Origin of the sequence: Catenulispora subtropica (assembly GCF_039531675.1) — a bacterium.
Lineage (GTDB): Bacteria > Actinomycetota > Actinomycetes > Streptomycetales > Catenulisporaceae > Catenulispora > Catenulispora subtropica.
In genome coordinates, this window is the sequence record NZ_BAAAQM010000001.1 from 179,847 (window position 1) to 205,601 (window position 25,755).

The following is a 25,755-nucleotide window of genomic DNA, read 5'->3' on the forward strand; positions in this document are numbered from 1 at the left end:
CCCGCCCCGCTTCATCTCCGGCTGAGCGTGAGCAACAGCGGCCCGGTCGGGGCGGCGGTCACGTCCTCGATCGTGAGCTGGTCGAGCGACGCGTAGAACGCCTCCTGGGCGACGCGCAGCGCGCCGCGGAGCCGGCAGGCGGCGTTGATCGGACACGGTTCGTCGCCGTCGACGCAGGCCGCGAGGTCGCCGGAGCCCTCGAAGGTCCGCACCACGGCACCGACCGAGGCGGCGCGGCCCGCGGCGGTCAGCACCAGACCGCCGCCGCGGCCGCGCCGGGCCTGGACCAGGCCCAGGTGCTGGAGCTTGCCGACGACCTTCGCCAGGTGGGTGGTGGCGGCGCCCATCGCCTCGGCCACCTCCCGGGTCGTCGGCAGCTCGTCCGGGTCGGCGTCCCGCGGGACCACGGCCAACCGCATCAGCAGACGCAGCGCCAGATCCGTGGACTTCATCAGGTGCATGCCGCCGAGCTTACGTGCCGTCCGGCCTTAATCGGCATTCTCGCGGCAACTTTTTGCGGCCGGACGGCCCGGCCTCACGGATCGGCCTCCGGATCGCGCCGGGTCCGCCAGGCGTAGGCGCCCAGCCCGGCGGCCGCCGCCGGCAGGCCGAGCAGCAGCACGATCGCCTCGACGCCCCGGCGGGTGTCGTCCTCCGTCTTGACCAGCAGCTGGCTGGACAACCCGCAGGTCACCGGCGGATCGCCGGGGGCCTGGCGCACACAGGCCGTGACCGAGTACCAGGCCTGGGCGCCGGGAGCGGAGGGGTCGACCAGATCGTCCGGGGCGTCGGCGAGCGGGATCGGCGTGCCGTCGGTGAGGTCCTGGACGGTGCCGGCGGAGACCTGGGCCCGGATGTCGACCTTCTGCCCCGGGGCCACGTCGACGGTCCAGGTGGGGACGGCGGCCGACTGCCCGGGTTCGGGGCTCGCCCGCAGGACGTGGAACCCGGACGGGAGCAGGGCGGTGACGGCGAGGTGCCGATACGGGAGGGGGCCGTCGTCGCGCAGTTCGATCGTGTAGTCGATCGCGGAGCGCTCGTCCGCGGGGGTGCCGCCGCCGATGACCTCGACGGTCAGACCGGAGGGCGAGGGCGGCCCGGAGGCGGCGGCCGGAGCCGACCCGGCCGGTCCGGGGGCGGTCTGCGCGGCGGCGACGCCGGCCGCGGATCCGATGAGCGCGATCGCCGTGGCTGTGACCACCCGCAGCAGCCTCGGCGCGCGTCTGTAACTCACCGGATCGGCGGTTCATGTCGGAACCGACGTTCGATCACGTCGGCACGCGGGTCGCGTGGCCGGGTCGCCGTGCCGGGGGGTGTGGCTGATGTCAGGCGCATGGCGGCTGCATCCCTTCGCTCATTCATGCGACCGCCGGGCGGCGGCCACTCGTCCGAGCCTGCAAGCCCTCGACCCGCGCCGCATCCCCGGTTCGCCCGCGCGAGGGAACCGGCGGCCGACAACATGTTCGCATCACGCGGCCGGGTCGAAGACGCGACAGCGTCCTGATCATCAGGACCCCGACATGCCCGTCCAGCGGGTCGCCTGCCACCTGCAAACGCCGGACCTACTTAAACAGGGTTCTGCATCACGGTTTCCCAGACCCGGGCGCCTTTGTAGACTCGGTGCCCTGCGTATCCGCTTCTACCTGCGGGGGAACAGAAGAGATGGCGACAACGGACGAGACCACCGACGCCCCCCAGCCGATCACCTACCGGCTCGACCTCGGTGACGGCTGGCAGCGCATCCGCCTCGACGACCACGCCGAGGCGGACGTGAAGGCCTACCTGGACGCGGTGTTCGCCTCGGTGCCGGCCGACGCGGCCGAAGGCGCCCGGGGGCTGATCGAGGCCCGGCTGACCACCCAAATCCTTGCCGGCCGCGCCAAGGGCGGTATCGACTTCTACATCCCGGCTCCCAATATCGGCGCCGGTCCCCTTCCGGCCCTGACCGTCATGGCCGCCGAGGTCAAGATCCCCACCACCGCCGTCCCCGACCCCGCCGACGTGGTCGCCCGGGTCGCCGCCGCCAACCCCACCGCCCGCACCGGAGTCATCGCCGGGATGCCCGCCGTCCGCATCGACCGCAGCGCCGGTGTCGACGACAGCGTGCCCGCCACCCTGGACGAGGAGGACGGCGAGGACGGTGAGCCGCCGCGCAGCGGGCCGCGGCACGTCGAGTACGTGGTGCCGGTCGCCGGGGACGCGCAGCACCGGTGGTTGTCGATCGCGCTGACCGGGCAGGCGGGGCCGGGAGGCGACGAGGCGAAGGTGGACGAGGTGGTGGCGGCTTTCGACCAGGCGGTCGCGGAGCTGGCTTGGGAGTGAGGTTCCCCGTCCGCGTCAGCGGCTGGGAGCCGGCGGGTCGAACAACCGCACCCCGTCCGTCAGCAGTCCCGCCCGTTTCACCGTCCGCAGCGCGGGCGTTATCTCCAGCTGCGCGACCTCCTTGATCGCGCCGAGGCGGAGCGTGACGTATTCGTAGAGCGCTTCGATGTCGCGGCAGACCACGACGGCGAGCAGGCTGGTGGCGCCGGTGGTCGCGGCGGCGAAGGGGACCTCGGGGTGGGAGCCGACGGTGCGGCCCACCGCCTCGAGGTCGGAGGGCGCCACCGCGGCCGACATCAGCGCTTCGACCTGGAACCCGAGGTGGACGGGTAGCACCTCGACGTCGAAGAAGACCACGCCCTCCTCGGTGAGGTGGTCCAGGCGGCGGCGGACGGTCGACTCCGACTTCCCGGTGGCGGCCGCCAGCTCCGGGTAGGTGGCACGGCCGTCGCGTTCCAGGACGGCGAGCATGGCACGGTCGGCGGGGTCGAGTTCGAACTCGCCGCCGCCGGCGCGGACCTCGCGGCGGAGCGCGGCGGTCTGGTCCGGGGTGAGATCGTTCAGACCACGCCAACCACCCGGTCCGCCCGTCCACAGATGCAGGACGGTGCGGGCGCTCACGCCGGTCACCTGGCGGGTGCGGGGCAGCTTGTCCAACAGGAGCGAGTCCCGTTCGCGGCGCGAACGGGAGCGGGTCATACACGCCACTTCGGCTCCCCCGGCGTTGATCGTCACCCACGCGATGTCCGGCCGCCGGGCCAGCGCGTCCGCGATGGCGCCGGCCGCACCGGGCACACACTGCACGCGGACTTGCGACTGATACAGACCGACCCGCATGCCCAGCGGCAGCCCGATGACGCGCACCAGCCCCTCGCCGCGCAGCCGCCGATACCGGCGCGTCACGGTCTGATCGCTGACGCCGAGCACCTCGGCCAACCGGCTGAACGGCGCACGGCCGTCGATCATCAGCGCCTGCACCAGCTGGCGGTCCAACTGGTCGAAAGGCTGGACGACAGGGTCGTCGACGAGGGCGGAGGCCATGGAAATCCATCATGGCAGGGGAATCCGGCATGGGAAACCGCCAGGTTGACGCCTCTGGGCCCCGCTATCCGGTCATCGGCTGGGACCGTCGAGGCGTCCCAAAGAGATACCGATTCGGGGGAGGACCCCATGCGTAAATGGCTCCCGCTGGTAGCGGTCTGCCTCGGCACCTTCATGCTGCTCGTCGACGTCACCATCGTCACCGTCGCCCTGCCCGACATGGCCCGCAGCCTGCACACCACCTTCGCCGACCTCCAATGGGTGATGGACGTCTACGCCCTGGTCCTGGCCGCCCTCCTCCTCGCCGCCGGCTCCCTCGGCGACCGGGCCGGCCACCGCCGCCTCTACACCGGCGGCCTCGTCGTCTTCGCCGCCGCCTCGCTGGCCTGCGGCCTGGCCACCGACCCCGGCGAGCTCATCGCCTTCCGCGCCGTGCAGGGTGTCGGGGGCGCGGCGATGCTCGCCACCACCGTCGCCCTGATCAGCCACCTCTACTCCGGCCGCGACCGGGGCACCGCGTTCGGGGTGTGGGGCGCGGTCAACGGCGCCGCCGCGGCCGCCGGGCCGATCATGGGCGGCCTGCTCACCCAGCACCTGGACTGGCGCTGGATCTTCTTCGTCAACCTGCCGATCAGCGTGGCCGCGGTCGCCATGACCCTGCGCTACGTCGGCGAGTCCCGCGGCGAGCGCCGTGGCCGCCTCGACCTGACCGGCCTGCTGACGTTCACCGCCGCGGCCGGCCTGGCCACCTACGCCCTGATCAAGGGCAACGACTACGGCTGGAGCTCGTCGCGCACCCTCGGGACGTTCGCGGTGGCCGGCGTCGCGCTGATCGCGTTCGTCGTGGCCGAGCTGCGCAGCCAGGCCCCCCTGCTCGATCTGGGACTGTTCCGCCGCGGCACGTTCACCGGGGTGATGATCGGCGCCCTGATGCTGTCCGGCGCGGCGTTCTCCTACCTGGCGTACGAGTCGCTGTGGCTGCAGTCGGTGCTGAACATGGGCCCGGTGACGGCGGGCTTGTGCTTCCTGCCGATGAGCGTCGCGGCCTTCTTCACCGCCGCGCAGTCGGGCAAGCTGGAAGGCCGGATCCCGCCGCGCCTGCCGATCGGCGTCGGGCTGCTGCTGATCGCGGGCGGTGCGGCGGCGCAGTCGGTGGTCGGCGCCGGGTCGGACTGGGTGGTGCTGGTGCCGGGTCTGTTGGTGACCGGCGTGGGGGTCGGGCTGTCGACGCCCATGCTGGTGTCGACCGCGGTCTCCGCGGTCGGATATCAGCGGGCCGGCATGGCCAGCGGCGCCGTGAACACCGCGCGGCAGCTGGGGAACGCCCTGGGCATCGCGGTGCTCGGTGTCCTGTTCCACAGCGGGCTGTCCTCGTCGGCGCACGACGCGGGCATCGGCGGGCTGACCGACCGGCTGGCGTCCGGTCAGTCCGGAATGGTGCTGGCGCAGACCGCGCCGGAGCAGCGCGCAGTGCTCGACCACCTCGTCCACGCGGCGTTCGCGTCCGGGCTGCGCTCGGCGATGCTGGGGGCGACGGTGGCGGGCGTCGTCGGCGGGCTGGCGGTGCTGCTGCTGGTGCGGCGGCCGGCGGCGGTCGCCGGGGCGGCCGGTGCGGCAGCTCCGCTGAACCCGGCGGCGCAGGTTGTCGCCGTGGACGCCTGAGCCGGAGACCTGAACGGCGGAATGAGGAACGGCCCTCCGAAGTCCCGGAGGGCCGTTCTTCAGTGCTCTCAGACAGTGCTCTCAGCCAGTGCTCTCAGCCAGTGCGCTCAGACAGCGCACTGAGCGGATGATCCGGCTACGGCATCGCCGTCTTCCACACGCCGCGGCCGTGTGTCGCGATGTAGAGCGACTTCCGGTCCGGACTCGGCGCGAGGTAGATCGCGACAGCGGTCGGCAGGTCCGTGCCGAGCCGCTTCCAGTGCCCGAGGCCGTCGGCCTTCACATTGTCGGTGAAGACGCCGAGGTCGGTGGCGACGACCAGCGTGCCGTCCGGCGCGACCAGGATGTGGTCGCCGGGAGCGTCGACGAGCTGGTCGGCCGCGCCGTCGGCACCGCTGACGTCGGTCCACGTCGCGCCGCCGTCAGTGGTGCGCCACACATGACCCGTGCCCGCCTCCCCCGGGCCGACGTTCCAGTGCCGGGAGAACCCGGACAGCACCGCGTACGCGGTCGCGCCGGTGGCGTCGGCGGGATCGATGGTCACGGCCTGGATGTAGCGGTCGGGGAAGTTCGCGGGCAGCGACAGCTGGTGCCAGGTGCCGCCGTAGTTGGTCAGCATTCCCCTGGCGAAGGCCGAACCGGGGTTGCAGCTCCCGCACCACGGCGCGTAGACGACGTGGTTCTGCGACGCGATGGCGGTGATCGAGTGCCCGGCGCCGGAGTCCGCGACGTTCTGCCAGTCCGCTCCGGAGGTGCTGGCCCAGGTCTTCGTGTTCACCCAGACGAACTCGCCGCCCGCCACCCAGTACCCGGCGTCCGCGGCGTCGGCCTTGAACGGCGCGATGAAGCGCGGGCCGGGATCCTCGGGGGCGACGTTGATGATGGCCTGCGGCGTGCCGTCGTCGGCGGCCGTGTAGCCGCAGTTGTTCGTGAGCTGCATCGTGAGATCGGTGTACTCGGCCAGGGTCTGGCAGCCGTTGGCCGGGTTCACCAGCTCGTCGCCGCCGTCGCCGCCGAACGGCTCGGCCATCTGGCCGGACGGGTTCAGCTGCTGGCCCTGGTAGGTCGCGCCGGTCGGCGTGGAGAGCACGACGCCGTTGTCCTGCAGGCCGCCCCAGACCGCGTCGCCGCCGCTGGGCAGCGTGCCGGCGCCGACCGAGTAGTACTGATACGTCCGCAGCGTGCCGGAGGCGTTGAGGTTGCGCCAGCCGGGCACTGTCTGCGCGGTGGGCCGGGCATAGGCGCCGCCGTCGTTGCCGACGAAGACCTCGGGGGCGCGCCCGGGCCAGCTGGAGACGGCCAGCGCGTGCTGGTCGGAGTGCATGACGTCGCCGTCGCAGGTGTTCGCCGCGACGGTGTAGCTGAAGCAGGCCAGGCCGAAGTTCCAGTAGCGGCCGGCCGCGTGCCAGCTGGCGCCGCCGTCGCGGGACTCGAAGAGCTCCTCCAGGCCCATGTAGACGTGCATCGGGTCGGTCGGGTCGACGATCAGCGACTGGTCGTACCAGGCCTGGACGCCCGGCTGGTATCCGGGCCCGATGATCGGCAGCGCCATCGCCGAGCCGCTGGCCGCGAGCTGCGCGGAGGTGGCGATCTGGTTGTAGGGGCCGTTGACGTCGCCGCTGGGGCTGACGTACACACCGGCCAGCACCGTGGCGGGGGCGTTGGCGCCGACCTGCTTGTTCAGCAGGACCGGCGACTCCATGACCACGTAGAGGCGGCTGCCGTCTGCGGAGTAGGCGAAGGTCGCGTTGCCGATCTCCCGCGGGTTGATGGCGCCGAGCGGGTTCGCCACGGCCCAGGTGGTGCCGCCGTCGGAGGAGTAGTAGAAGCCGTTGTATCCGGCGCCGCTGCGCCAGGCCACGTTGGCCAGGATCTTCTTGCCGCCGCTGCCGGGCTGGACCACCACGTCGTTGGCGATGTCGGCGTAGTAAGGCGTCGTGCCGCACGCCACACCGCTGCCTCCGACGCCCGCGCACGGGGCCAGCACCTTCTGCCAGGCGGTGCCCTGGGCGTCGTGGATGCCGCGTCGGAACACGCCGTGCGAAGTGGCGGCGAACAGATAGCCGGCGTCGGTGTCGAAACGCAGCGTGTGGATCGAGGCGTTGTCGAGCTCGCCGCCGCCGACCTTGTCCGCCGAGCCGAAGGTGGACGTGGCGGGGTTCGCCAGCCGGTAGACGCCGCTGCCGAGGAAGTTGTCGAAGGCGGTCGTCGCCTCGCCGGTGGCCAGCCACAGCGCGCCGTCCGGGGCCACGGCCAGGGCGCCGACGCTCAGCGCCGGCAGGTGGTCGGCGATCGGCGTCCAGGCGGCGCCGTCGTCGGCGGAGCGGAACACGCCGCCGTCCGCGCCGCCGGCGTAGACGACGCCGGGATGCGAGGGGTCGGTGGCCAGGGCGGCGATGCGCCCGGCGGAGAAGCCCGCGCCGCCGCCGGAGTTGGAGGCGCCGTGGTCGCGGTAGTGCAGCGCGTCGGCGTTCAGCGGCTGGGTGGTGACCTCGGAGTACGAGGACGGGGCCACCGGCATGCCCTGGACGTGCTGCCACGCCGCGCTGTAGGCGCCGGCGGTGACCTGACCGGACGGGGACAGGCGGGGGTCCTGGAACGCCGCGAACGACGACATCAGGTCGTCGTCGCCGCTGTCCGAGTTGACGTGGTTGCCGCCGCCGTTGTTGCTGCCGGGCGCCGCCAGGGCCGCGACGGCGCCGGAGGTGACGAGCGCTCCGGCCGCGAGCAGGGACAGCAGCAACCGAGGGCGCGGGCCGTACAGCCTGCGCCCTGGGACGTACCTCTTCATCGAGGCTCCTCGACTGGCTTGGACGACCTCCGCGCAACGTGGTCCTTCCGCGCTCCGGGTGGCAGCCGGGACGTCCACCGCGCATCATGGTCTGCCCGCCGGGCTGTGGCAATGGTGTGAACCCCGGAAGCCACTGACACGCGGCTATCAAAATACGCAGATTCGCCGTCTTCCGTAGCTAATGTTCGATCAGCCCGATCGGGGATCGATGAGCAGAAGGCGACACTCCACGGTGGGACTGCGACAGCGGACGCCGGACTGAAGATCGCTGACGAGAACAGCCCTGGATCGACGTGACCGGGTCGCCTCAGCAGGTGACGCGGGCGTTCACGTTCGGAGCCGCGCGGGGTGGCGCGCGACTCCGCGAGCAGGTGCCGAACCGGACCGCTCCCCCTGGGAAGTCGGCGCCTAGCTCTGTTCCCGCCGCCGCATCTCCCCGCCCTCAATCGCCACCGGCAGCCGGTTCCCGACCGGCGGCACGGGGCAGATGAAGTGGTCGCTGAAGGCGCACGGCGGCAGCGTCGCACGATTGAAGTCGACGACGATCGCCCCGGTGCCCGCCTGCGGCGTGCGGACCGCGAGCTGCCGGAAGCCGAACGTGTCCGGTCCGTTGGTCGCGTCTCCGAAGGTGATCGACAGGACGGCGCCGTCGCGCGTCGCGGCCAGGCGGTACTCGTCGTCGCCGAGGTCGAAGACGACGTCGCCGTCCAGCTCCATGCCGCGCTCCCGGCCGTCGGCGTTGAGGACCTGCTCGACGTGGCCGTGCACGTACGGCTCGAAACGCGCGGTGAGGACCAGCGCGGGATCGTAGGCGTAGCGGTCGATGCCGGCGAAGGCCAGGCGGCCGGCGGAATCGGGGTCGTAGACGCGGAGGGCGAGGACGCCGTCGCGCACGATCGGCACCAGCTTGCGCTCGCCGTGGAGCAGGATGTCCGGATCCTCGGCCAGGTCCGGGTTCAGCAGCCGCTCCCCGTCGACCGCGGAACCGTCGAGCAGCAGCGCCTCGGAGGCCTCCGCTCTGACCCGCACCCGACGCCCCGCGGCCGCCCACAGGCCGGGCACCCCCTCGAACCGCTCGCCGGGGGCGCCGCCCGACTCGTCGCTCAGCCAGTGTGTAGCGACCAGCGCGAGCGGGCCGTGCGGACGGGAGACGGACGCGTCGCGGGCCTGGACCCACCGCAGCCAATCCGCCTCGGCGGCGGTCGCGGCGTCGAGGGCCGGCTCGGTCTCGGGCATAGGTGGCTCCCTACCTGATCTACGGGCATTGCCGAGGAAGGCAACGTCCAGGGTCACCGCCCGCATTCCGAGCCGGCCCACGACGAACCGTCAGAGACGGGGGTCAGGGCAGGTCACCCCTCCGTCACCCATGCGTCACACAAGCGTTGGCCTTGTTGGACCACAGCCCCTGGACGTCGAAGGTACCCGTGGACAGCGTCAGGTAGGCGTCCTGGTCCTGGCACTCGTCCCCGATCTCGCCACCACTGGCGTTGTACCAACCGTCAGTCGGCCAGAAGTCGGTCACGGTCTCCGCGTACTCGTGCGTCTCGGTCGACTCGATGCCGGACAGCAGACGCCCGTCGGTGAACGTGGTGCACGCCCCGGCTCCGAGGTCCGGGATGTACGGCATGTTGGTGTACGCGAGCTTGCCGTACGTCGTGCTGGTGAAGTCGTGCCACGCGCAGAACCCGCTGTTCGGGAACCCGTCCGGATGGGTGCCCGTCGCGGACAGGATGACGTACTGCGCGTTCAGGTTCGGGGTCTGCGTGGTGTTGCCGAAGTGCCCGGCGGCCTTCTTGGCCTCGGCGGCGATCTGGGCCTGCGTCGCGCTGGAAGGCGCCGCGGCGGCGTTGTCCGTCCACACCCCGGCCAGGATCGACGACGACGGGTGGGTGATGAACGTCGCGGTCGACGGGCACTTGGTGGTGCCCTTGGGCGCGTTCTCGCAGTACTGGGTGAGGATCGTGCCCCAGGTGTCGGACGCCCCGTGGAGCCCCTTGAACATGGCCTGCATGTCCGCGGAGACCTTCGCCGGATCCTTCGACCACTGGGAGCCCCAGAAGACGAGGTACACCTTCGGCGCCGGCGAGACGACGCCGGTCTTCCCCGCGGTCTGCAGCGACAGCGTGTTGGCGGCGGCCAGCGCCGGTCGGGCGGTGCCGGCTATCGGCTTGGCGCCGTGGCGGGCCGACGCGGTCCCGGCCGACGGGGCGGCCGACGACGCCGACGACGCCGACGACGCCGGCACGGACAGCGCGAGGGCCGAGGCGACGGCCGCGCCGAGCGCGGCCATACGGAGCGTGCGCATGGAACTCCTTCGTGGGTGGCGACGAGAAGCACGGGCCCGACGGGCCCCACGATGGAATGTCGTGGAATATCAGTGTTCTGTAAATGCCCTTGAACAAGATCAAGCGCGCGCGGGAAGTGCCCGCCGCCCGGAACGAGTCCGGACGACGGGCACTCGGCACGGAGACGGCCGGGCGGCGGGCTACTTCTCCACGCCGCCGACCGCCCGCGCGATCTGGTCCATCACCGCTTGCTTGATCGCCACCGGACCGCCGAACAGCGACACCGCCGAGATCTGGTTGTGCATGGTCGCCAGCAACGGCACGTCCGCCGGCGACAGCCCGTTCGGGTCCGTCAGGATCAGCGGCTGACCCGCGTTCGCCATGTACGCACCACCGGTCAGCGCGTCCGCGAACTGCATCCCGGTGGCGACGCCGAACTGCGTCACCGGCATGTCGGCCGCGAACTGCTTCGCCACCGCCACCGCCGTCGCGTACCGGTCCGCGCCCATCAGCGGGTTCCGCTTCACGTAGCTCGTCGCCGCGACCGCGGCACCGCCCACCGCGTTCACATGGAAGTTCGGGTCGGCGGAACCGTCGGCCTTCCTCTGCGCCGCCGCGATGTACGCCTTCGTCGCCGGGTCCAGCGTCTTGCCGTTGGACAGCAGGATCGCGTTGCCCTCGCCGGCCGCGAGCGGCCCGGCCGCCAGCGCGTCCGGGAAGTCCAGACCGGTGGCGACGATCACCTGGTGCGGCGCGCCCATCCCGCGGTTGGCGATGTCCAGCGCCGTGGCGTAGCGGTCCGCGCCGCCGAAGCGCTTCACGTCGTACCCGAGCCCTCGCAGCTGGCCCTCGACGGTCGGGGACACCGCGACATTGCCGCCGAGGATGTAGACCGTCTTGCCCTTGGGCAGGATGCGCAGGATCTCCGCCTTGGTGGCCGGATTCAGCGTCCCGGACTCGGTCAGCAGCAGCGGTCCCCGGTCCCGCTTGGCCAGCGGCACACCCGCCAGGGCGTCCGGGAAGTTGTCGCCGCGGGCCAGCACCACCGCGTCGGCCTGGGCCCGCTGGGTGGCGTCGCCGCCGGCGTTGGCCCACTGGCGCTGCGAGACCGCGGCGCCGGTGAGGTAGCGGTCGTTGCCGGAGATCCGGGAGACGGCCGTCGGCTGCGGCAGCGGCACGTTCGGCGGGCGCGGGGTGCCGGAGTTGTCGAAGCACGCCGGTTTGAGGTTGTTGAGCCACAGCGCCATGTACGCCTGCGCCGAGATCTGGCCGACGCGCTGCTCGGCGCCGACGTAGGAGTTCTCGGCCTGGTTGCCCGGGGTGGTCTGCGGGTTCCAGGGGACGTAGGTCTGGCCGGTACCGAAGCGCTTCTGGAGGCCGACCTCGGCGTCCAGGTGCGTGGCGGCGTTCTGGTTCGCGTTCGGCGCGAGGTTGTAGACGCCGACCAGCGCGTCGAAGGACCCGTAGTAGGCCGGGAACTGGGTGCCCCAGTCGTTGCCCTGCGGGTAGTTGATATCGGCCGAACCCGGCTCGTAGATCGGGTGGTGGTTCGGTGTGCTGATCGGCGGATTCGCGTACACGGCGGGGTTGCCCGGAGTCGGGGCATAGGCGAACGACGTCTGGTTCGTCAGCGCGTTGTACAGCTTGTCCACGTTCAGCCACGTCGCCTGCGGGGCGCACTGCCCGCCCAGCGCGAACGTCCCCACCTGCTGCAGCGACTGGTCCAGCGCCGTCATGTACAGCGGGTGCAGGATGTCGTGGTTCTGCACGGTCCCGTCGGCCTGCATGTTGTAGCCCTGCAGCCAGTCCGACAGCTTCCGGCCGTTGACCGTGTTCGTGTTGGTGAGGTCCTGCGGCATCGCCGCGGTGGCGATCAGCAGGTCCTCGTTCCGCCGCTGCCAGTCGGCCGCGTGCGGGTGGTTGGGCATCATCGCCGCGGCGAGCCCCAGCAGCTGCGCGTCGTAGTTGTCTTCCTCGGTCTTGGTGTCGCCCGGGGTGACGTCCGTGCCGTCGCGCTTGTACTGGTACAGCTGCTGGCTGGCCGAGTCCGAGGTGAGGAACACGTCGTTGCCGGTCGTCAGCCGGTCCGCCTCGTTCGCGATCATCCGGGCCACGTCGTCCCGCTCGGACGGCGACAGCTTGTCCCAGACCAGCCACGCGGCCTGCCCGGTGTAGAACGCCCACAGCGGCGTCTGCCAGCCGTTGCCCCAGGTGGACACTCCGGCCAGCGAGTTGTTCGCGTAGTACCGGTGCGCCAACGCGCGGACCATGACGGCGGCGCGGTTGGCGGCTTCGTCGGCGCTGATGCTGCCGGGAGTCTTGTCGTCCCAGTCGTTCAGCTTCACCGCGGTGGCGATGGACAGCGCCGCCATGCCGGGGAGCCGGAAGGACTGCTCGGGGACGGCGCCGGGGATGTCCAGGTTCAGGTACCCGTCCGAGGCGACGCCCTTGTACGTGCTCGTGTACCAGGTGGTGGCCAGATAGCGCGACGAGTTGCGCAGGATCTGGCCGAGATCTTGACCGACCTGGCCTCCCGGCGCGCTCCCGTTGAACAGCGCGGGGTTAATGGCCACCACGTCGGCGCCGGAGGCGCCGACACGGCTGGCGGCTGAGGCGCTGGGCGCCGAGACCAAGGTCCCGCCGAAGGCCGCGCCTGCCACCGCGAGTGTCGATATGACCGAAATTTCGCGACTGCGACCCATGTAAAGCTCCTTGCGTTGTGATGCCACGCGGGAGCTTACGCGACACGCCCCGGGCCTGCGGAAGGCCCGGGGCGTGCGGATAAGGCGTAATTCTGCTACGGCCTATGGTCTAGACACCTGTGCCACGATCTGTCCGATCGGTGCGTGTTGAGGTGCCGGACCTGCGTATGTCAGTGCCCGATGAACCGACAGGAGTCTCAGCGCTCGACTTCGCCCTTGATGAACTTCTCGACCGCGTCGCGCGCCTCGTCGTCGAAGTACTGCACCGGCGGGGACTTCATGAAGTAGGACGAGGCCGACAGGATCGGGCCGCCGATGCCGCGGTCCAGGGCGATCTTCGCGCAGCGCACCGCGTCGATGATGACACCGGCCGAGTTCGGGGAGTCCCAGACCTCGAGCTTGTACTCCAGGTTCAGCGGGACGTCGCCGAACGCGCGGCCCTCGAGGCGCACGTACGCCCACTTGCGGTCGTCCAGCCAGGCCACGTAGTCCGACGGGCCGATGTGCACGTTGCCGGCGCCGAGGTCGTGCGACAGCTGCGAGGTGACGGCCTGGGTCTTGGAGATCTTCTTGGACTCCAGGCGCTCGCGCTCGAGCATGTTCATGAAGTCCATGTTGCCGCCGACGTTCAGCTGCATGGTGCGGTCCAGGATGACGCCGCGGTCCTCGAACAGCTTGGCCAGCACGCGGTGCGTGATGGTGGCGCCGACCTGGGACTTGATGTCGTCGCCGACGATCGGCACCCCGGCCTCGGTGAACTTGTCCGCCCACTCCTTGGTGCCCGCGATGAACACCGGCAGCGCGTTCACGAACGCCACCTTGGCGTCGAGCGCGACCTGCGCGTAGAACTCGACGGCGGCCTGCGAGCCGACCGGCAGGTAGCAGACCAGGACGTCGGCCTGGGCGGCCTTCAGCGCGGCGACCATGTCGACCGGCTCGGCGTCCGACTCCACGATGGTCTGGCGGTAGTACTTGCCGAGGCCGTCGTAGGTGTGGCCGCGCTGCACGGTGACACCGGTGGCCGGCACGTCCGCGATCTTGATGGTGTTGTTCTCGCTGGCGCCGATGGCGTCCGCGAGGTCCAGGCCGACCTTCTTGCTGTCGACGTCGAACGCGGCGACGAACTCCAGGTCGCGGACGTGGTAGTCGCCGAACTGGACGTGCATCAGGCCGGGGACCTTGGCGTCGGGGTCGGCGTCCTTGTAGTACTCGACGCCCTGCACCAGCGAGGCGGCGCAGTTACCGACGCCGACGATCGCTACTCGAACCGAACCCATGGGCGGGATCTCCTTCATCTGCCGCGCCCGGGGGATTCGGGCACGGGGTTCCTGCATCTCTTTACTGGGGACAGTGGCCGGCCTGGCTGACCGGGCCGCTCAGACTCTCGGCGCGCGGGGCGCTACGAGGGCCGGGGCTCCGGGGAGCCTTGCTGGGGTTGCTGTTGACCGGGCACCGGGAAGGCCTGCTCATGCTCGGTCCGGATGAGCTCGTTGAGCCAGCGGACCTCGCGCTCGGTGCTCTCCAGACCGTGCCGTTGGAGCTCCAGGGTGTAGGAGTCCAGCCGGTCGCGGCTGCGGGCCAGCGAGCCGCGCACCGCTTCCATGCGCTCCTCCAGGCGGCTGCGCCGCCCCTCGAGGATCCGGATCCGGACGCCGGCGCTGGTCCGGCCGAAGAACGCGAAATGGACGCCGAAGTTGTCGTCCTCCCACGCCGCCGAGCCGGAGGTCGTCATGAGCTCCTGGAACCGCTCCTTGCCCTCCGCGGTCAGCTTGTAGCTGATCTTGGCCCGGCGGGAGGCGGCGACGCTGGCGGTCTGGGTGTCGTCCTCGGCGATCCAGCCGCGGGCGACCAGGTCCTTCAGGCAGGGGTACAGGGTCCCGTACGAGAGCGCGCGGAACGCCCCGAGCTGCACGTTGAGCTGACGGCGCAGCTCGTAGCCGTGCATCGGGTGCTCGTGGAGCAGGCCGAGCACCGCGAGTTCCAGGATCTGGGACCGCTTCGCCATGACTGCTCCTTCCTCGTCCGCCGCTCTGCCGCGTACGGTACTCGCACCGTGCCGTGACACCGATACATCGCAGGGATACACCGCTCCGATACAGCCGCTCGATGTATCGCTCCGATACATCGGAACGTTAGCGGCTGTCCGACCGACTGCACAAGTCCCCAGGTGACCGGGACGAATCGGACACATCGCCTTGATCCCGCATCGCGCACGGGTGGGTGGCGTACCCTGTGCCTCTAGCGCGCCCGGCGGGGGCGGGATCGCAACCGGCTGACCGGTTTCGGGCGTCTCCGCGAGCAAGCCGGTGTGCGGCGGCGACCGCCGCACGGGCCGGCTGCGGGGGTGTGGGGAAAGCGATGCTGCACCGAGAACTTCAGTGAGGCGGACCGAGGGATGAGCGAGCACGGCAGTCGACGTGCCGGAGGCGGCGGGTCGCGAGGCGGCGGCCGGCGTTCGGCCAGCGCCGGCGGCTTCGGCGACAAGCTCGAGGGCCTGGCCGGCCAACTGTCCGGAGTGTTCGGCAAGTCTCGCGGCGGCCGGGGCCGCCGGGGCGACGACGGCTACGACGACGCGTACGGCGCCGGATACGACGGCGGGTACGACGACGGGTACGGCGACGGGTACGGCGCCCCCGACCGGTTCGGCGACGAGCCGGCCGAGGTCGGCGCCGGCGGCCGGCGGGGCCGCTCGTCACGCCGCGGCGGCGGGCGCTCCGGCGGCGGGGGCGACCTGCCGCCGAAGGACTGGTGGATGAAGTTCATCGACTACCCGCGCTACGGCAAGCGCGGGTGGCGGCACTGGATGCCCTCCATCAAGCAGCTGCTGTCGGTGTTCCTGGCCTTCCTGTTCAGCGTCATAGGCCTGGTGGCCTACGCCTACGCCAACACCACGATCCCCAAGGCGCACAACAACATCGCCGACGGCGACCCCACCGTCTTCTACTACGACGACGGCAAGACGCCGATCGCCTCCATCGGCGTGAACTACTACGAAGTCAAGGACATAAACAAGATCCCGAAGGTGGTCCAGAACGCCTTCGTGGCGGCGGAGAACTACTCCTTCTGGTCCGACCCGGGCGTCTCCTTCACCGGCGTGGGCCGCTCGGCGCTGAACGACTTGTTCGGCAGCGGCAACACGCAGGGCGGATCGACGATCACCCAGCAGTACGTGAAGAACGCCTTCCTGTCTCAGGACCAGACTCTGGCCCGCAAGATCAACGAAGTCCTGATCTCGATAAAGCTCAGCCACGAGTGGAGCAAACAGCAGATCCTGCTCGGCTACCTGAACCAGATCTCCTTCGGCCGCGGCGCCTACGGCATCGACGCCGCGTCCCGGCTCTACCTGGGCAAGCCGATCGACCAGCTGACCGAGAACGACGTCGGCGACGCGGCGTTCCTGGCCGCGCTGGTCAACGACCCCAGCAACTTCTCGCGGGCGCTGGCCAGTCCGAAGGCCCAGGCCGACAACCCGAAGACGATGGACCGCTTCAAGCGGCGGTACAACGCGATCCTGAAGAACATGTCGGACTACAAGTTCGTCGCCAAGGCGCAGACCGACCAGTTCCAGGACAAGCTGCCGAAGATCCTGGACCAGAAGGCCGAGGACCTGTCCGGATACAAGGGCTACCTCAAGGACGCCGCCACCAGCTACCTGGCGGCGCAGATGAGTGCTAACCCGAGCGACGACGAGACGCAGAAGTTCGCCAACATCGACAACCTGTCCAAGGGCGGCTACAAGATCATCACGACGTACGACAAGTCGATGATGGACGACTCCGTCGCCGCCGCGGACGCGCTGTGGAAGGGCACCAGCGGCGGCGGGGGCGGCAAGCTCGACCCCAAGCACCCCTCCGACCACGACGTGCACCTGGCCTTCGCCTCGGTGGACCCCAAGACCGGCTACCTGAAGTCGTTCTACACGGGCACCGACGGCAAGGAGGAGTACAACGACGACGCGTTCAACTACGCCCTGCAGGGCGGTGTGCAGGTCGGTTCGACCTTCAAGCCGATCACCCTGGCCACCGCGCTGCAGTCCGGCAAGTTCTCACTGGACAGCACCGAGCCGGGCAGCAACACCAAGCCTCTGTACGCGCACCCCGGCGACAAGGACCCGATCACCTTCATCAACCAGACCACGAAGCAGAAGGAGCTGTGGCCGCCCAACGAGGACGACGAGGTCGGTGGCACCAACGGCTCGGCGACGCTGAAGGACGGGATGGCGATGTCGCTGAACTCGGTCTTCGCCGCGCTCGAGCTCGACCCGGCGGTCGGCCTGCCCGCGGTCTACAACATGGCGCAGGCGCTGGGCATCAAGGAGGGCACCCCCGACTTCTACCAGGTCGCCTCGCTCACCCTGGGCACCGCGGAAATCACGCCGATGCGCATGGCCAACGTCTACGGCACCTTCGCCAACGGCGGCGTGGCGCACGACCCGGTGCAGGTCAAGCAGATCATCCGGCTGAGCGACAACAAGGTGGTCTGGACGCCGGTGTCGGACCGCAAGGGCTCCACCGTCAACAAGCAGGTGATGTCCGTCAACACCGCGGCGGGTGTCACCGAGGCCCTGCAGGCCGTGCTCAGCCCGGGTGGCACCGCGTACGCCAACAGCGACGCGAAGAAGCTGGTCACGGCCGCCAAGGGCAACCTGGCCGGCAAGACCGGTACCACTGACTACGGCCACTCGGCGTGGTTCACGGGGTACTCCGGAACGCTCTCCACCGCGGTGACGATCTTCCGGCAGACCCCGAACAAGACGCTGGAGTCGATCAAGGGCCTGGGCTACAACGACCAGAGCAAACGCATCAACGGTATGGACTGGCCGACCACAGTCTGGTCGAAGTTCATGAGCATCGAGATGGGCAAGAAGCCGAACTTCGCTCCGCCGTTCCCGGCGTACACGCCCTTCTGTTCCGGCGTCAACCAGATGGTGTCGTTCGGCCAGTCGGTCGCGCCCGGGACGGTCGCCTCCGGCGCCAACGCGCTGCCCGGCACGCCGACCGGCTCCGAGCCGAACTGCCAGGGCGTGTTCGTGCCGACGCCGACGCCGACGCCGACCCCGACGCCGACCACGTCCTCGTCCACCTCGCAGGCCCAGCTGCCGCAGAACTGCCCGCCGGGACAGCAGTGGGACCAGGGCCTGAACCAGTGCGTGCCGCTCCCGCCGACGTCGACCGACAACGCGCCGACGCCGACGGCCACCGGGACGCAGAACACCACCACGCCGTCGCAGCCCAGCGGGAACCCGAGCACGACGTCGACGAAGTTCTGCAAGAACAACCCCAACTATCCGGGCTGCGAGTGGTACACGCCGACGACGACCACGCCGACCACCACGACGGATACGTCGACGACGACCAAACCGGCGATCCCGTAGCCGCGGGAATCTTGCCGGGACATGCAGACGGGGAACGGCCCGGTAGGGCACGATGTGCGAGTGAGTGAGGACGTGAGCGAGCAGACGACCGGCCCGTCGGGGGATCCGACGGGCCGGGCCGCGCAGGCCCCCACCCTTGTCGCCCCCTCCCTGGACGACCCGGTGGTGAACGCCGCGTCGGACGCGCTGGGGGGACCGCTGGGGGCCCGCGCGTGGCGGCCGCGGGTCGGCTCGCGCGGCGCGATCCGGACGGTGGCGCGGGTGCTGATCCTGCTCACGCTGCTCACCCTCGGGCTCGGCGTGGCCCAGCGCTCGCCGTGCTACAAGACGGCGTGGAACGGCACGGGCAAGCAGCAGTACAACCACCTGTGCTACACCGACGTGCCGTACATGTACTACGGCCGCGGCTTCGACAAGAGCCTCACGCCGTACCGGCAGAGCGACCCGGCCACGGGCAACTACGGCCTGGAGTACCCGGTGGTGGCCGGCGCGACGATGGAGACCGCCGCGCTGCTGGCGCAGCGCCTCGGCGACGGCACGCCGGACCAGGTGCGCTGGTTCTACAACGTCACCACGTGGTTCCTGATCGCGTTCTCGATCGTCTGCGTGCTGGCGGTGATCGGGCTCGCCGGGCGAAGGCCCTGGGACGCGGCGATGTTCGCGCTGGCCCCCGGCCTGCTGCTGACCGGGACCATAAACTGGGATCTGATCGCCGTGGCCCTGGCCTCGGTGGGCATGCTGGCCTGGGCCCGCGGCAAGCCGGTGCTGGCCGGCGTCGCCCTGGGTCTGGGATCGGCGACCAAGCTCTACCCGGTGTTCCTGCTGATCCCGCTGCTGGTGCTGTGCTGGCGCGCCGGACGGATGCGGGAGTGGAGCGCCTCGGCGGGCACCGCCGCGATCACCTGGCTGGCGGTGAACGCCCCGGTGATGATCTTCGCCTTCCACGGCTGGAAGTACTTCTTCACCTTCAACGACAACCGCCCGATCGACCTGGGCTCGCCGTGGTTCGCGATCCGTCACTGGTGGGACTGGGAGCCGCCGAACAAGAACGTGGTGATCATCGCGCTGGTCCTGGCCGGCTGGCTGGGGGTGGCGCTGCTGGGCCTGATGGCCCGCCGCCGTCCGCGCTTCGCCCAGCTGGCGTTCCTCACCATCGCGATCTTCGTGCTGCTGAACAAGGTCTACTCGCCGCAGTACGTGCTCTGGCTGATCCCGCTGGCCGCACTGGCCCGCCCGCGTTGGCGCGACTTCCTGATCTGGCAGTGCTGCGAGGTCCTGTACTACCTGGCGGTCTGGTACTACCTGGTATGGCAGGCCGGGCCGTCCAACGGCAACACCCGCGGGCTGCCGGACAACTTCTACGTGTGGGCGATCCTGTTGCACATCGCGGGCGTCGTGTACCTGATGGTGCAGGTCGTCCGGGACGTGCTGGACCCGCGTCGCGACCCGGTCCGCGCCGACGGCGTGGACGACGATCCGGCGGGCGGGGCCCTGGCCGGCAGCTCGGACGTGTGGGCGTGGTCGCAGCCGCGGACGCACCGGGCGCAGCACGGGACGGTCTCCGAGCCCGAGCTCGCGTCGGCGTGAGCGGCGGGCGGAGGCCCGCCGTCATCGTGAGCCGGGCGTGACGACGTGAGCGCGGGGTCGGCGCCGGAGGCGACGGCCGACGGCGGTGGCATAGGCCGGCGCCTCGGCGCGGAGGGCCGGGCGGCGCTGGGGGTCTGGGGCCCGTCACGGCTCGGCATGATCGTGCTGGCGTGGATCGCCGCGTGGCTGTTCGCGACCGGCACCGAGCCGCCGGGGCCGTGGCTGGCGCGGTGGGATCGCTGGGATGCCGGGATCTTCGTGTCCATAGCCCGCGACGGGTACTTCGGGTCCGGCGCGGAGGCGACGCATGTGGCGTTCTTTCCAGGGTTCCCGATGGCGATGTGGTTCGTGCATCTGCTGGTGTGGAACTGGACGGCTGCGGGGCTGCTGGTGTCCTTCGTGGCGGGGACGATCGCCGTGGTGGCCCTGGGGAAGCTCGCCGCCGACGAGAGGGCCGGAGACGAGGAGCGCGCGGGCGCTCAAGGCGCCGCCAACGCGGTCCTCTTCTTCGCCCTCGCCCCTGCCGCGGTGTTCCTCACCGCGGGCTACAGCGAAAGCCTCTTCGCGGCATGCGCCTTCCCGGCGTGGCTGGCCGCGCGGCGGGATCGCTGGGTCCTCGCCGTCCTCCTCGCCGCCGGCGCGAGCACCGTCCGGATCAACGGCCTGTTCCTCGCCGCCGCCATCGCCGTGGAGTTCCTCCTCGCCGGAGCCGAGCGTCGGCGCTGGCAGCAACTGCCGCTGCTGGCTGTGCCACTACTGCCGACGCTCACATATATGGCGTACCTCCACCGCAACACCGGCGACTGGTTCGCCTGGCAGCACGCGCAGGCGGTGGGCTGGTTCCGGACGTTCCGGGACCCGGAGTCGGCCTGGAACGAGACCTGGCGCGCCGCGTTCGGCGGGACTCAGGAAGACCACACCGCGTGGGTGTTCCAGCTGGAGTTGCTGGCCTTCGTGGCGGGCCTGGCGCTGACGGTGCTGCTGCTGACCCGCCGCCGGTGGCCGGAGGCCGTCTACGTCGGCCTGTCGCTGCTGGCACTGGGGACGACGACGTGGTTCATGTCCGTGCCGCGAGCGATGCTCCTGTGGTGGCCGCTGTGGACGATGGTCGGCGCCTGGGCGGTCCGGCGGCCGGCGGTGAAGACGCTCTACGTGTGCTGCGTCGCGCCGATCATGGTCAGCGTGGCCGTCCTGTTCCTGTCCGGGCAGTGGGCCGGCTGAGCACTACGATCGGTCGCATGTCGAGCCCGTCGAAGTTCCTGCGCGATCTGGCCAAGAAGACCAACACGGCGTCGGCCGCGCGCGCTGTTTTGCGTGCCGCTCATGTGAAGTCCGGGCCAGGAAAGCTCGGCGATCCGCGGGCGGGGTTGCCCGCCTCGGTGCTGCCGTCCGGCGGCAATCGCATCACGGCGGAGAACGCCCGGCCGGGTTCGGCGGACTGGCGGATGGGCGCCGGGAAGTCGCGGGCCGGGACCGATCACGAGCGCCAGATCAAGGGCTACGCCTCGACCGACTCGGTGGCGGTGGGTTCGGCGATCGACTTCCACGTGGCCGCCGAGCCGGCGGGCGCGTTCACGGTTTCGGTGTACCGGCTGGGTTTCTACGGTGGTGCGTCGGCCCGGCGGATGCTGGTGTCGCCGAGGCTGGAGGCGGGGCCGCAGCCGGTGCCGACGCCGGACGCGGAGACGGGCCGGATCGCGGTGGAGTGGCCGGTGGCGTGGACTCTGGACGTGCCCGCGGAGTGGGTTCCGGGGACGTACCTCGCCGTGCTCGACAAGGGCGACGGGTTCCGGAACTACGTGCCGTTCGTCGTGCGGGACGACGACGCGACGGCTGACTTCTTGGTCGTGCTGCCGTCCACGAGCTGGCAGGCGTACAACTGGTGGCCGCGCGACGGGATCACCGGCCGCAACGTGTACTACGGCTACGTCACCAAGGAAGCGGCCGAGAGCGACCCGGACCTGAAGGCCAAGTTCTCCGCCGACGCACGCGGCTGGATCTCGAACCCGTCCCGTGCCACCCAGGTGTCCTTCGCCCGCCCCTACTTCGCGGACGGCCTGCCGGACGGCTTCGTCCGCGAGCAGTCGTTCATCCAATGGGCCGAGGGCATGGGCTACGACCTCAGCTACGCCACCGGCCTGGACCTGCACGCCGGACGCATCGACCCGGCGAAGTACAAGGGCCTGATCTTCGCCGGCCATGACGAGTACTGGTCCACCGACATGTACCGCCACGCCGAAGAGGCGGTCGCGGCGGGCACCTCCCTGGCGTTCCTCACAGCCAACAACGCCTACTGGCACGTCCGCTACGACGAAGCCACGCGCACCATGTCCTGCTACAAGGGCTTCGAGGACCCGCATGTCGAGGACTTCCCCACGGGCATGTGGCGCGCCGGCGACGGACACCCCCGCGCGGAGCAGCAGCTGATGGGCGTCCAGTACAGCGGCATCATCAAGGGCCGCCTGCCGCTGGTGGTGCGGGAGTCCGGGCACTGGTTCTGGGCCGGGACCGGACTGAAGGACGGCGAGGAACTGCCGGGTCTTCTGGGCGGCGAGGCCGACTCGCTGTTCGAGGACATGCCGCGCGCGAAGGGCGAGGAGCAGGCACTGCTGACCGCGTCGCCGTACACGATTTCCAACGGGACGCGGTTCGTGCAGAACACGAGCGTGTATCGGGCGCCGAGCGGCGCTTGGGTGTTCACGGCGGGGACGTTCTTGTGGCCGCTGGCTTTGGGGCACCCGACGTATCAGGACAAGCGAGTGACCCGCGCTATGGCGAACTTCTTCGCGCGGGTCCGCGCCTAGGGCGTGGTCCCGCGCCTAGTCCCTGGTCCCGCGCCTAGTCGAAGACCACCCGGTCGAAGTGCGTCATCACCGGACTCACCTCGACCGGCATCTCCTCCCCCACCTCCGGCGACGTCACCCCGGCGGGCACGAACAGCACCGAAACCTGCATGTGCGGCGGCTCGGCGAACCACAGAGTCCTGCCCTGCCACGAGAACGGCGACATCGTCCGGTTCAGCAGCGCCGCACCGGCCCGCGCCACGAACTTCGCCCGCGGCATCATGCCCGCCACGCCCCGTCCGAAGTTCTTCGGGTTCTCCAGCCCCACACCATGCGCCGTCCCGCCAGAAGCCACCACCAGGTACCCGTCACCGCGCACCTTGTGCTGCCGGTACCCGAACCGGTCGCCCTTCCGCACCTGCTGCACGCTGTGCACCGTTCCGCGCGCCTGCAACGCCTTCCGGTCGCCGAGCCACAGCTCGGTCCCGATGCGCGGTCGCACCGTTGTCCCCGGGTGGCGCTTGGCCAGAGTGCCGATCTCGTCCGGAGACAGGTGGCTGACGAACAGTGTGCGGACCGGGATCCCTCCATCCACAAGAGCGTCGACCCAGTCGCTGACTTCGCGGACGTAGTCGTGCCCACCACGGTCGCCGGCGACGCGGTCGAGCGGCATGTGCACGGAGAACCCCTCGACGCGGACCTGGTCCGACTCCATCGCCGTGCGCAGGCGCGGGATCTCCGACTTCGCCATACCGAAGCGGCGCATCGACGTCAGCAGGTCCACGACCGTGCGGCGGCCCGGAAGCGCCTGGAGGGCCTCGACGCTCGTCACGGTGCGGATGACGCGGTCCGGCAGGTCACGGACGTCCTCGCCGGGCAGGTACGGCATCAGCACCAGCAGGCGGCCCGAGTAGTGGTCCTTCGCCACCTCGGCCTCGGCGGCCGTGCCGACCGCCGTGATCTCCACGCCCCCGGCGGCGAGCTTGGAGGCCGCCGCCATCAGGTTCGGGATGCCCAGGCCGTAGCCGTTGACGCCCTTGGCCACCGGCACCAGGTCGGGGTACCGGGCCAGGACCTCGTCCTGATGGGCGCGCCAGCGTGCGGTGTCGACGTGCAGCGTCAGGGACAAGGATCCGGCTCCTTTTACGGGGGCGAGGCAGGTGTTAGCGGCGGGCCATGTAGAGCTCGAAGGCACGGTGCAGCAAGGGGTTGAGCGGGTGGTCCCACTCGCCGAGGTACTCCACGGCCTGGCCGCCGGTGCCCAGTTTGAACTGGATCAGGCCGAACAGGTGGTCCGACGGGTCCAGAGTGTCACTGATACCGCGCAGGTCGTAAACCTTGCACCCGGCCGCGTGAGCATCGCTGAGCATGCGCCACTGGACCGCGTTGGAGGGCCGCAGTTCGCGCTTGTGGTCGGCGGAGGCGCCATAGGAGTACCAAGCGTGGTCGCCGACGGTGACCAGGGTGGTGGCGGCGAGGAGCTCACCCTCGTGGCGGGCCAGGTACAGACGCAGCCGGCGCGGGTCCTCGGACTCCATGGCCTTCCACATCCGCTGGAAATAGGCCAGCGGACGCGGGGTGAAGTGGTCGCGCTTCGCGGTGACCTCGTAGAGCTTGTGGAACTCCGGCAGGTCCTCGTAGCCGCCGACGGTGACCTCGACGCCGTTCTTCTCGGCCTTCTTGATGTTGCGGCGCCACAGCTGGTTGAAGCCCTTCTGGATGTCCTCCAGGCTCCGCGGCTCGCCCTCGTCGTCGACCAGCGGGAGCTGGAAGACGTAGCGCGGCTGGAAGTCGCCGAAGCCGGCGCCCTCGGACTCCTTGCGGGACCAGCCGGCGGCCCGCAGCGCCTCGATCACGCGCAGCGCGGACGGATCCTCGAAGTCCGGTTTGATGTCCTTCAACCGCACGCCGCCGTCGGCCTCAGCGATCGCCTTCTTCAGGTTCTCGGAGGTCCAGCGGCGCGAGACGAGCTGCGGGCCCATCTTCACGGTGAACGCGCGGCGCTTGCGCAGGTGCGCGAGCAGCAGCTTCAGCGCCTGTCCGGTCTCCGGCGCGGTGAGGTCCAGGATCGGGCCCTCGGGCAGGTAGGCCAGCGAGCGGCGCAGGAACGGCAGCTTGTCGCGCTTCGGGATCGGCAGGTCCCGGTACAGCACCAGACCGGCGCCGACGACCTTGCCGGTGGCGTCGTCGATCCAGCCGACGGACTCGGCGCGCCAGTCGGTCTTCAGGTCACCCCAGGACGGGCATTGCAGAAAGCTGACGGAAGTGGCGGCGTTCTTCTCGGCCGCACGCTCCTCGATGAACGCCACATGTTCCTCGCGGCTCAGCGTCCGCACCCTCAAGACCATGGGGCCAACCTTATGCGACGCGCTCCCGGAGAAACTTGATGTCCGCCGCCTGCGCCTCGGGACCGTTCGGGGTCTCGCAGATCGCGTCGCACCCGGCTTCGGCGATCACCTGGGCGATGAGGGCAGCGCCCTCGCCCCGGGCGGAGTCGATGACGCCCTCGCCGAAGTTGGCGTGCCGGTCCACCCCGGAGTCGAAGCCGCCCTGGGAGTCGTTGGCGTGCACCAGGTCGATCCGGCCGGTGACGGCCTTGATGTCGGCCACCGCGGACTCCAGCGGGATGCCGCCGGCGAAGGCGTGGCAGGTGTCCAGGCACAGGCCGATGCCGCTGTGCCCGACGGCGTCCCACAGCTTCGCGATCGCCTCCAGCCGGCGGGCCATCGCGTGGTCGCCGCCGGCGGTGTTCTCGATGAACACCGGGCAGTGCTGCTCCAGCTGGTCCACCGCCTTGCGCCAGTTCTCGAAGCCGGCGTCGGGGTCGTCCGATGCGGCGACGTGCCCGCCGTGCACGACGACGCCGCGGGCCCCGGCCTCGGCCGCCAGCTTCACGGTCTGCTGCAGCAGCTTGCGGCTGGGGATGCGGATCCGGTTGTTCGGCGAGGCCACGTTGATGATGTAGGCGGCGTGCACGTAGACCGCGAGGTCGGCCTGCTCGGCGGCGGCCTTCAGCGCGGCGGCGCCGCCGGGGTAGGCGACGGTCGGCGCCTTCCAGCTCTGCGGCTCGCCCAGGAAGATCTGGACGGCGTCCGCCCCGCGGGCCACCGCCTCCGCGATGGGGTCTTCCTTGTCGACGTGGGAGCCGATGCGCATAGCCATGTCGGCCACGCTAACGGGTCGGTCCGACAACAGCCCGGCAGCCGGC

General features: G+C 70.5%; 18 protein-coding genes. 6 read left to right on the top strand and 12 right to left on the bottom strand.

Features of this window, described 5'->3' with window-relative positions:
• Window positions 1–11: 11 nt before the first annotated feature.
• Window positions 12–461 carry an RrF2 family transcriptional regulator gene (locus ABD466_RS00760; protein ID WP_344654904.1) on the bottom strand — a complete coding sequence of 150 codons (450 nt, stop codon included), beginning with the start codon at window positions 459–461 and terminating at the stop codon, window positions 12–14.
• Window positions 462–535: 74 nt separating this feature from the next.
• Window positions 536–1,234, bottom strand: a complete 699-nt coding sequence (locus tag ABD466_RS00765) for a hypothetical protein (RefSeq protein WP_344654905.1) — start codon at window positions 1,232–1,234, stop codon at window positions 536–538.
• A 428-nt stretch (window positions 1,235–1,662) separates the two neighbouring features.
• Between ABD466_RS00765 and ABD466_RS00770 the strand changes: the two genes are divergently transcribed.
• Window positions 1,663–2,322: a hypothetical protein gene (locus ABD466_RS00770; RefSeq protein ID WP_344654906.1), complete on the top strand. Its 660-nt coding sequence runs from the start codon at window positions 1,663–1,665 to the stop codon at window positions 2,320–2,322.
• Window positions 2,323–2,337: 15 nt separating this feature from the next.
• Here the strand turns inward: ABD466_RS00770 and ABD466_RS00775 are convergent, their stop codons facing one another.
• Window positions 2,338–3,363 (bottom strand): AsnC family transcriptional regulator, encoded by a 1,026-nt coding sequence (locus ABD466_RS00775; RefSeq protein ID WP_344654907.1) that lies wholly within the window; start codon window positions 3,361–3,363, stop codon window positions 2,338–2,340.
• A 129-nt stretch (window positions 3,364–3,492) separates the two neighbouring features.
• Here ABD466_RS00775 and ABD466_RS00780 point away from each other — a divergent pair, with 129 nt between their 5' ends.
• Entirely contained in the window at window positions 3,493–5,025 is a 1,533-nt protein-coding gene (locus ABD466_RS00780) for an MFS transporter (protein WP_344654908.1), read from the top strand.
• A gap of 136 nt (window positions 5,026–5,161) precedes the next feature.
• Here ABD466_RS00780 and ABD466_RS00785 read toward each other — a convergent pair whose 3' ends face one another.
• The 6 genes from ABD466_RS00785 to ABD466_RS00810 form a co-directional block, all read right to left on the bottom strand.
• Complete coding sequence (locus tag ABD466_RS00785) at window positions 5,162–7,816, bottom strand: WD40/YVTN/BNR-like repeat-containing protein (RefSeq protein ID WP_344654909.1); 2,655 nt, start codon at window positions 7,814–7,816, stop codon at window positions 5,162–5,164.
• A gap of 408 nt (window positions 7,817–8,224) precedes the next feature.
• Window positions 8,225–9,052 (bottom strand): DUF1684 domain-containing protein, encoded by an 828-nt coding sequence (locus ABD466_RS00790; protein WP_344654910.1) that lies wholly within the window; start codon window positions 9,050–9,052, stop codon window positions 8,225–8,227.
• A 124-nt stretch (window positions 9,053–9,176) separates the two neighbouring features.
• The gene (locus ABD466_RS00795) at window positions 9,177–10,121 is read right to left on the bottom strand and encodes a hypothetical protein (RefSeq protein WP_344654911.1); all 945 of its coding nucleotides are present in this window, start codon (window positions 10,119–10,121) and stop codon (window positions 9,177–9,179) included.
• Window positions 10,122–10,301: 180 nt separating this feature from the next.
• Complete coding sequence (locus tag ABD466_RS00800) at window positions 10,302–12,761, bottom strand: cell wall-binding repeat-containing protein (RefSeq protein ID WP_344654912.1); 2,460 nt, start codon at window positions 12,759–12,761, stop codon at window positions 10,302–10,304.
• A gap of 239 nt (window positions 12,762–13,000) precedes the next feature.
• Entirely contained in the window at window positions 13,001–14,080 is a 1,080-nt protein-coding gene (locus tag ABD466_RS00805) for an inositol-3-phosphate synthase (RefSeq protein WP_344654913.1), read from the bottom strand.
• A gap of 122 nt (window positions 14,081–14,202) precedes the next feature.
• Entirely contained in the window at window positions 14,203–14,808 is a 606-nt protein-coding gene (locus ABD466_RS00810; RefSeq protein WP_344654914.1) for a PadR family transcriptional regulator, read from the bottom strand.
• Between the two features lie 390 nt (window positions 14,809–15,198).
• On the opposite strand from ABD466_RS00810, the gene ABD466_RS00815 reads away from it, so the two are divergent.
• The 4 genes from ABD466_RS00815 to ABD466_RS00830 are packed head-to-tail and all read left to right on the top strand — an operon-like array spanning window position 15,199 to window position 22,568.
• Window positions 15,199–18,177, top strand: coding sequence for a transglycosylase domain-containing protein (locus tag ABD466_RS00815; RefSeq protein WP_344654915.1), 2,979 nt, complete (start codon window positions 15,199–15,201; stop codon window positions 18,175–18,177).
• 60 nt (window positions 18,178–18,237) lie between these two features.
• A complete protein-coding gene (locus ABD466_RS00820; protein WP_344654916.1) occupies window positions 18,238–19,764 on the top strand; it encodes a glycosyltransferase family 87 protein in 1,527 nt (508 codons plus the stop codon).
• Window positions 19,765–19,809: 45 nt separating this feature from the next.
• A complete protein-coding gene (locus ABD466_RS00825) occupies window positions 19,810–20,985 on the top strand; it encodes a mannosyltransferase family protein (RefSeq protein ID WP_344654917.1) in 1,176 nt (391 codons plus the stop codon).
• A gap of 17 nt (window positions 20,986–21,002) precedes the next feature.
• Complete coding sequence (locus ABD466_RS00830; protein ID WP_344654918.1) at window positions 21,003–22,568, top strand: N,N-dimethylformamidase beta subunit family domain-containing protein; 1,566 nt, start codon at window positions 21,003–21,005, stop codon at window positions 22,566–22,568.
• Window positions 22,569–22,602: 34 nt separating this feature from the next.
• Here ABD466_RS00830 and ABD466_RS00835 read toward each other — a convergent pair whose 3' ends face one another.
• The 3 genes from ABD466_RS00835 to ABD466_RS00845 are packed head-to-tail and all read right to left on the bottom strand — an operon-like array spanning window position 22,603 to window position 25,709.
• The gene (locus ABD466_RS00835) at window positions 22,603–23,676 is read right to left on the bottom strand and encodes an alanine racemase (protein ID WP_344654919.1); all 1,074 of its coding nucleotides are present in this window, start codon (window positions 23,674–23,676) and stop codon (window positions 22,603–22,605) included.
• 34 nt (window positions 23,677–23,710) lie between these two features.
• A complete protein-coding gene (locus ABD466_RS00840) occupies window positions 23,711–24,895 on the bottom strand; it encodes a lipid II:glycine glycyltransferase FemX (RefSeq protein ID WP_344654920.1) in 1,185 nt (394 codons plus the stop codon).
• A 10-nt stretch (window positions 24,896–24,905) separates the two neighbouring features.
• Window positions 24,906–25,709 (bottom strand): deoxyribonuclease IV, encoded by an 804-nt coding sequence (locus ABD466_RS00845; RefSeq protein ID WP_344654921.1) that lies wholly within the window; start codon window positions 25,707–25,709, stop codon window positions 24,906–24,908.
• Window positions 25,710–25,755: the final 46 nt, after the last annotated feature.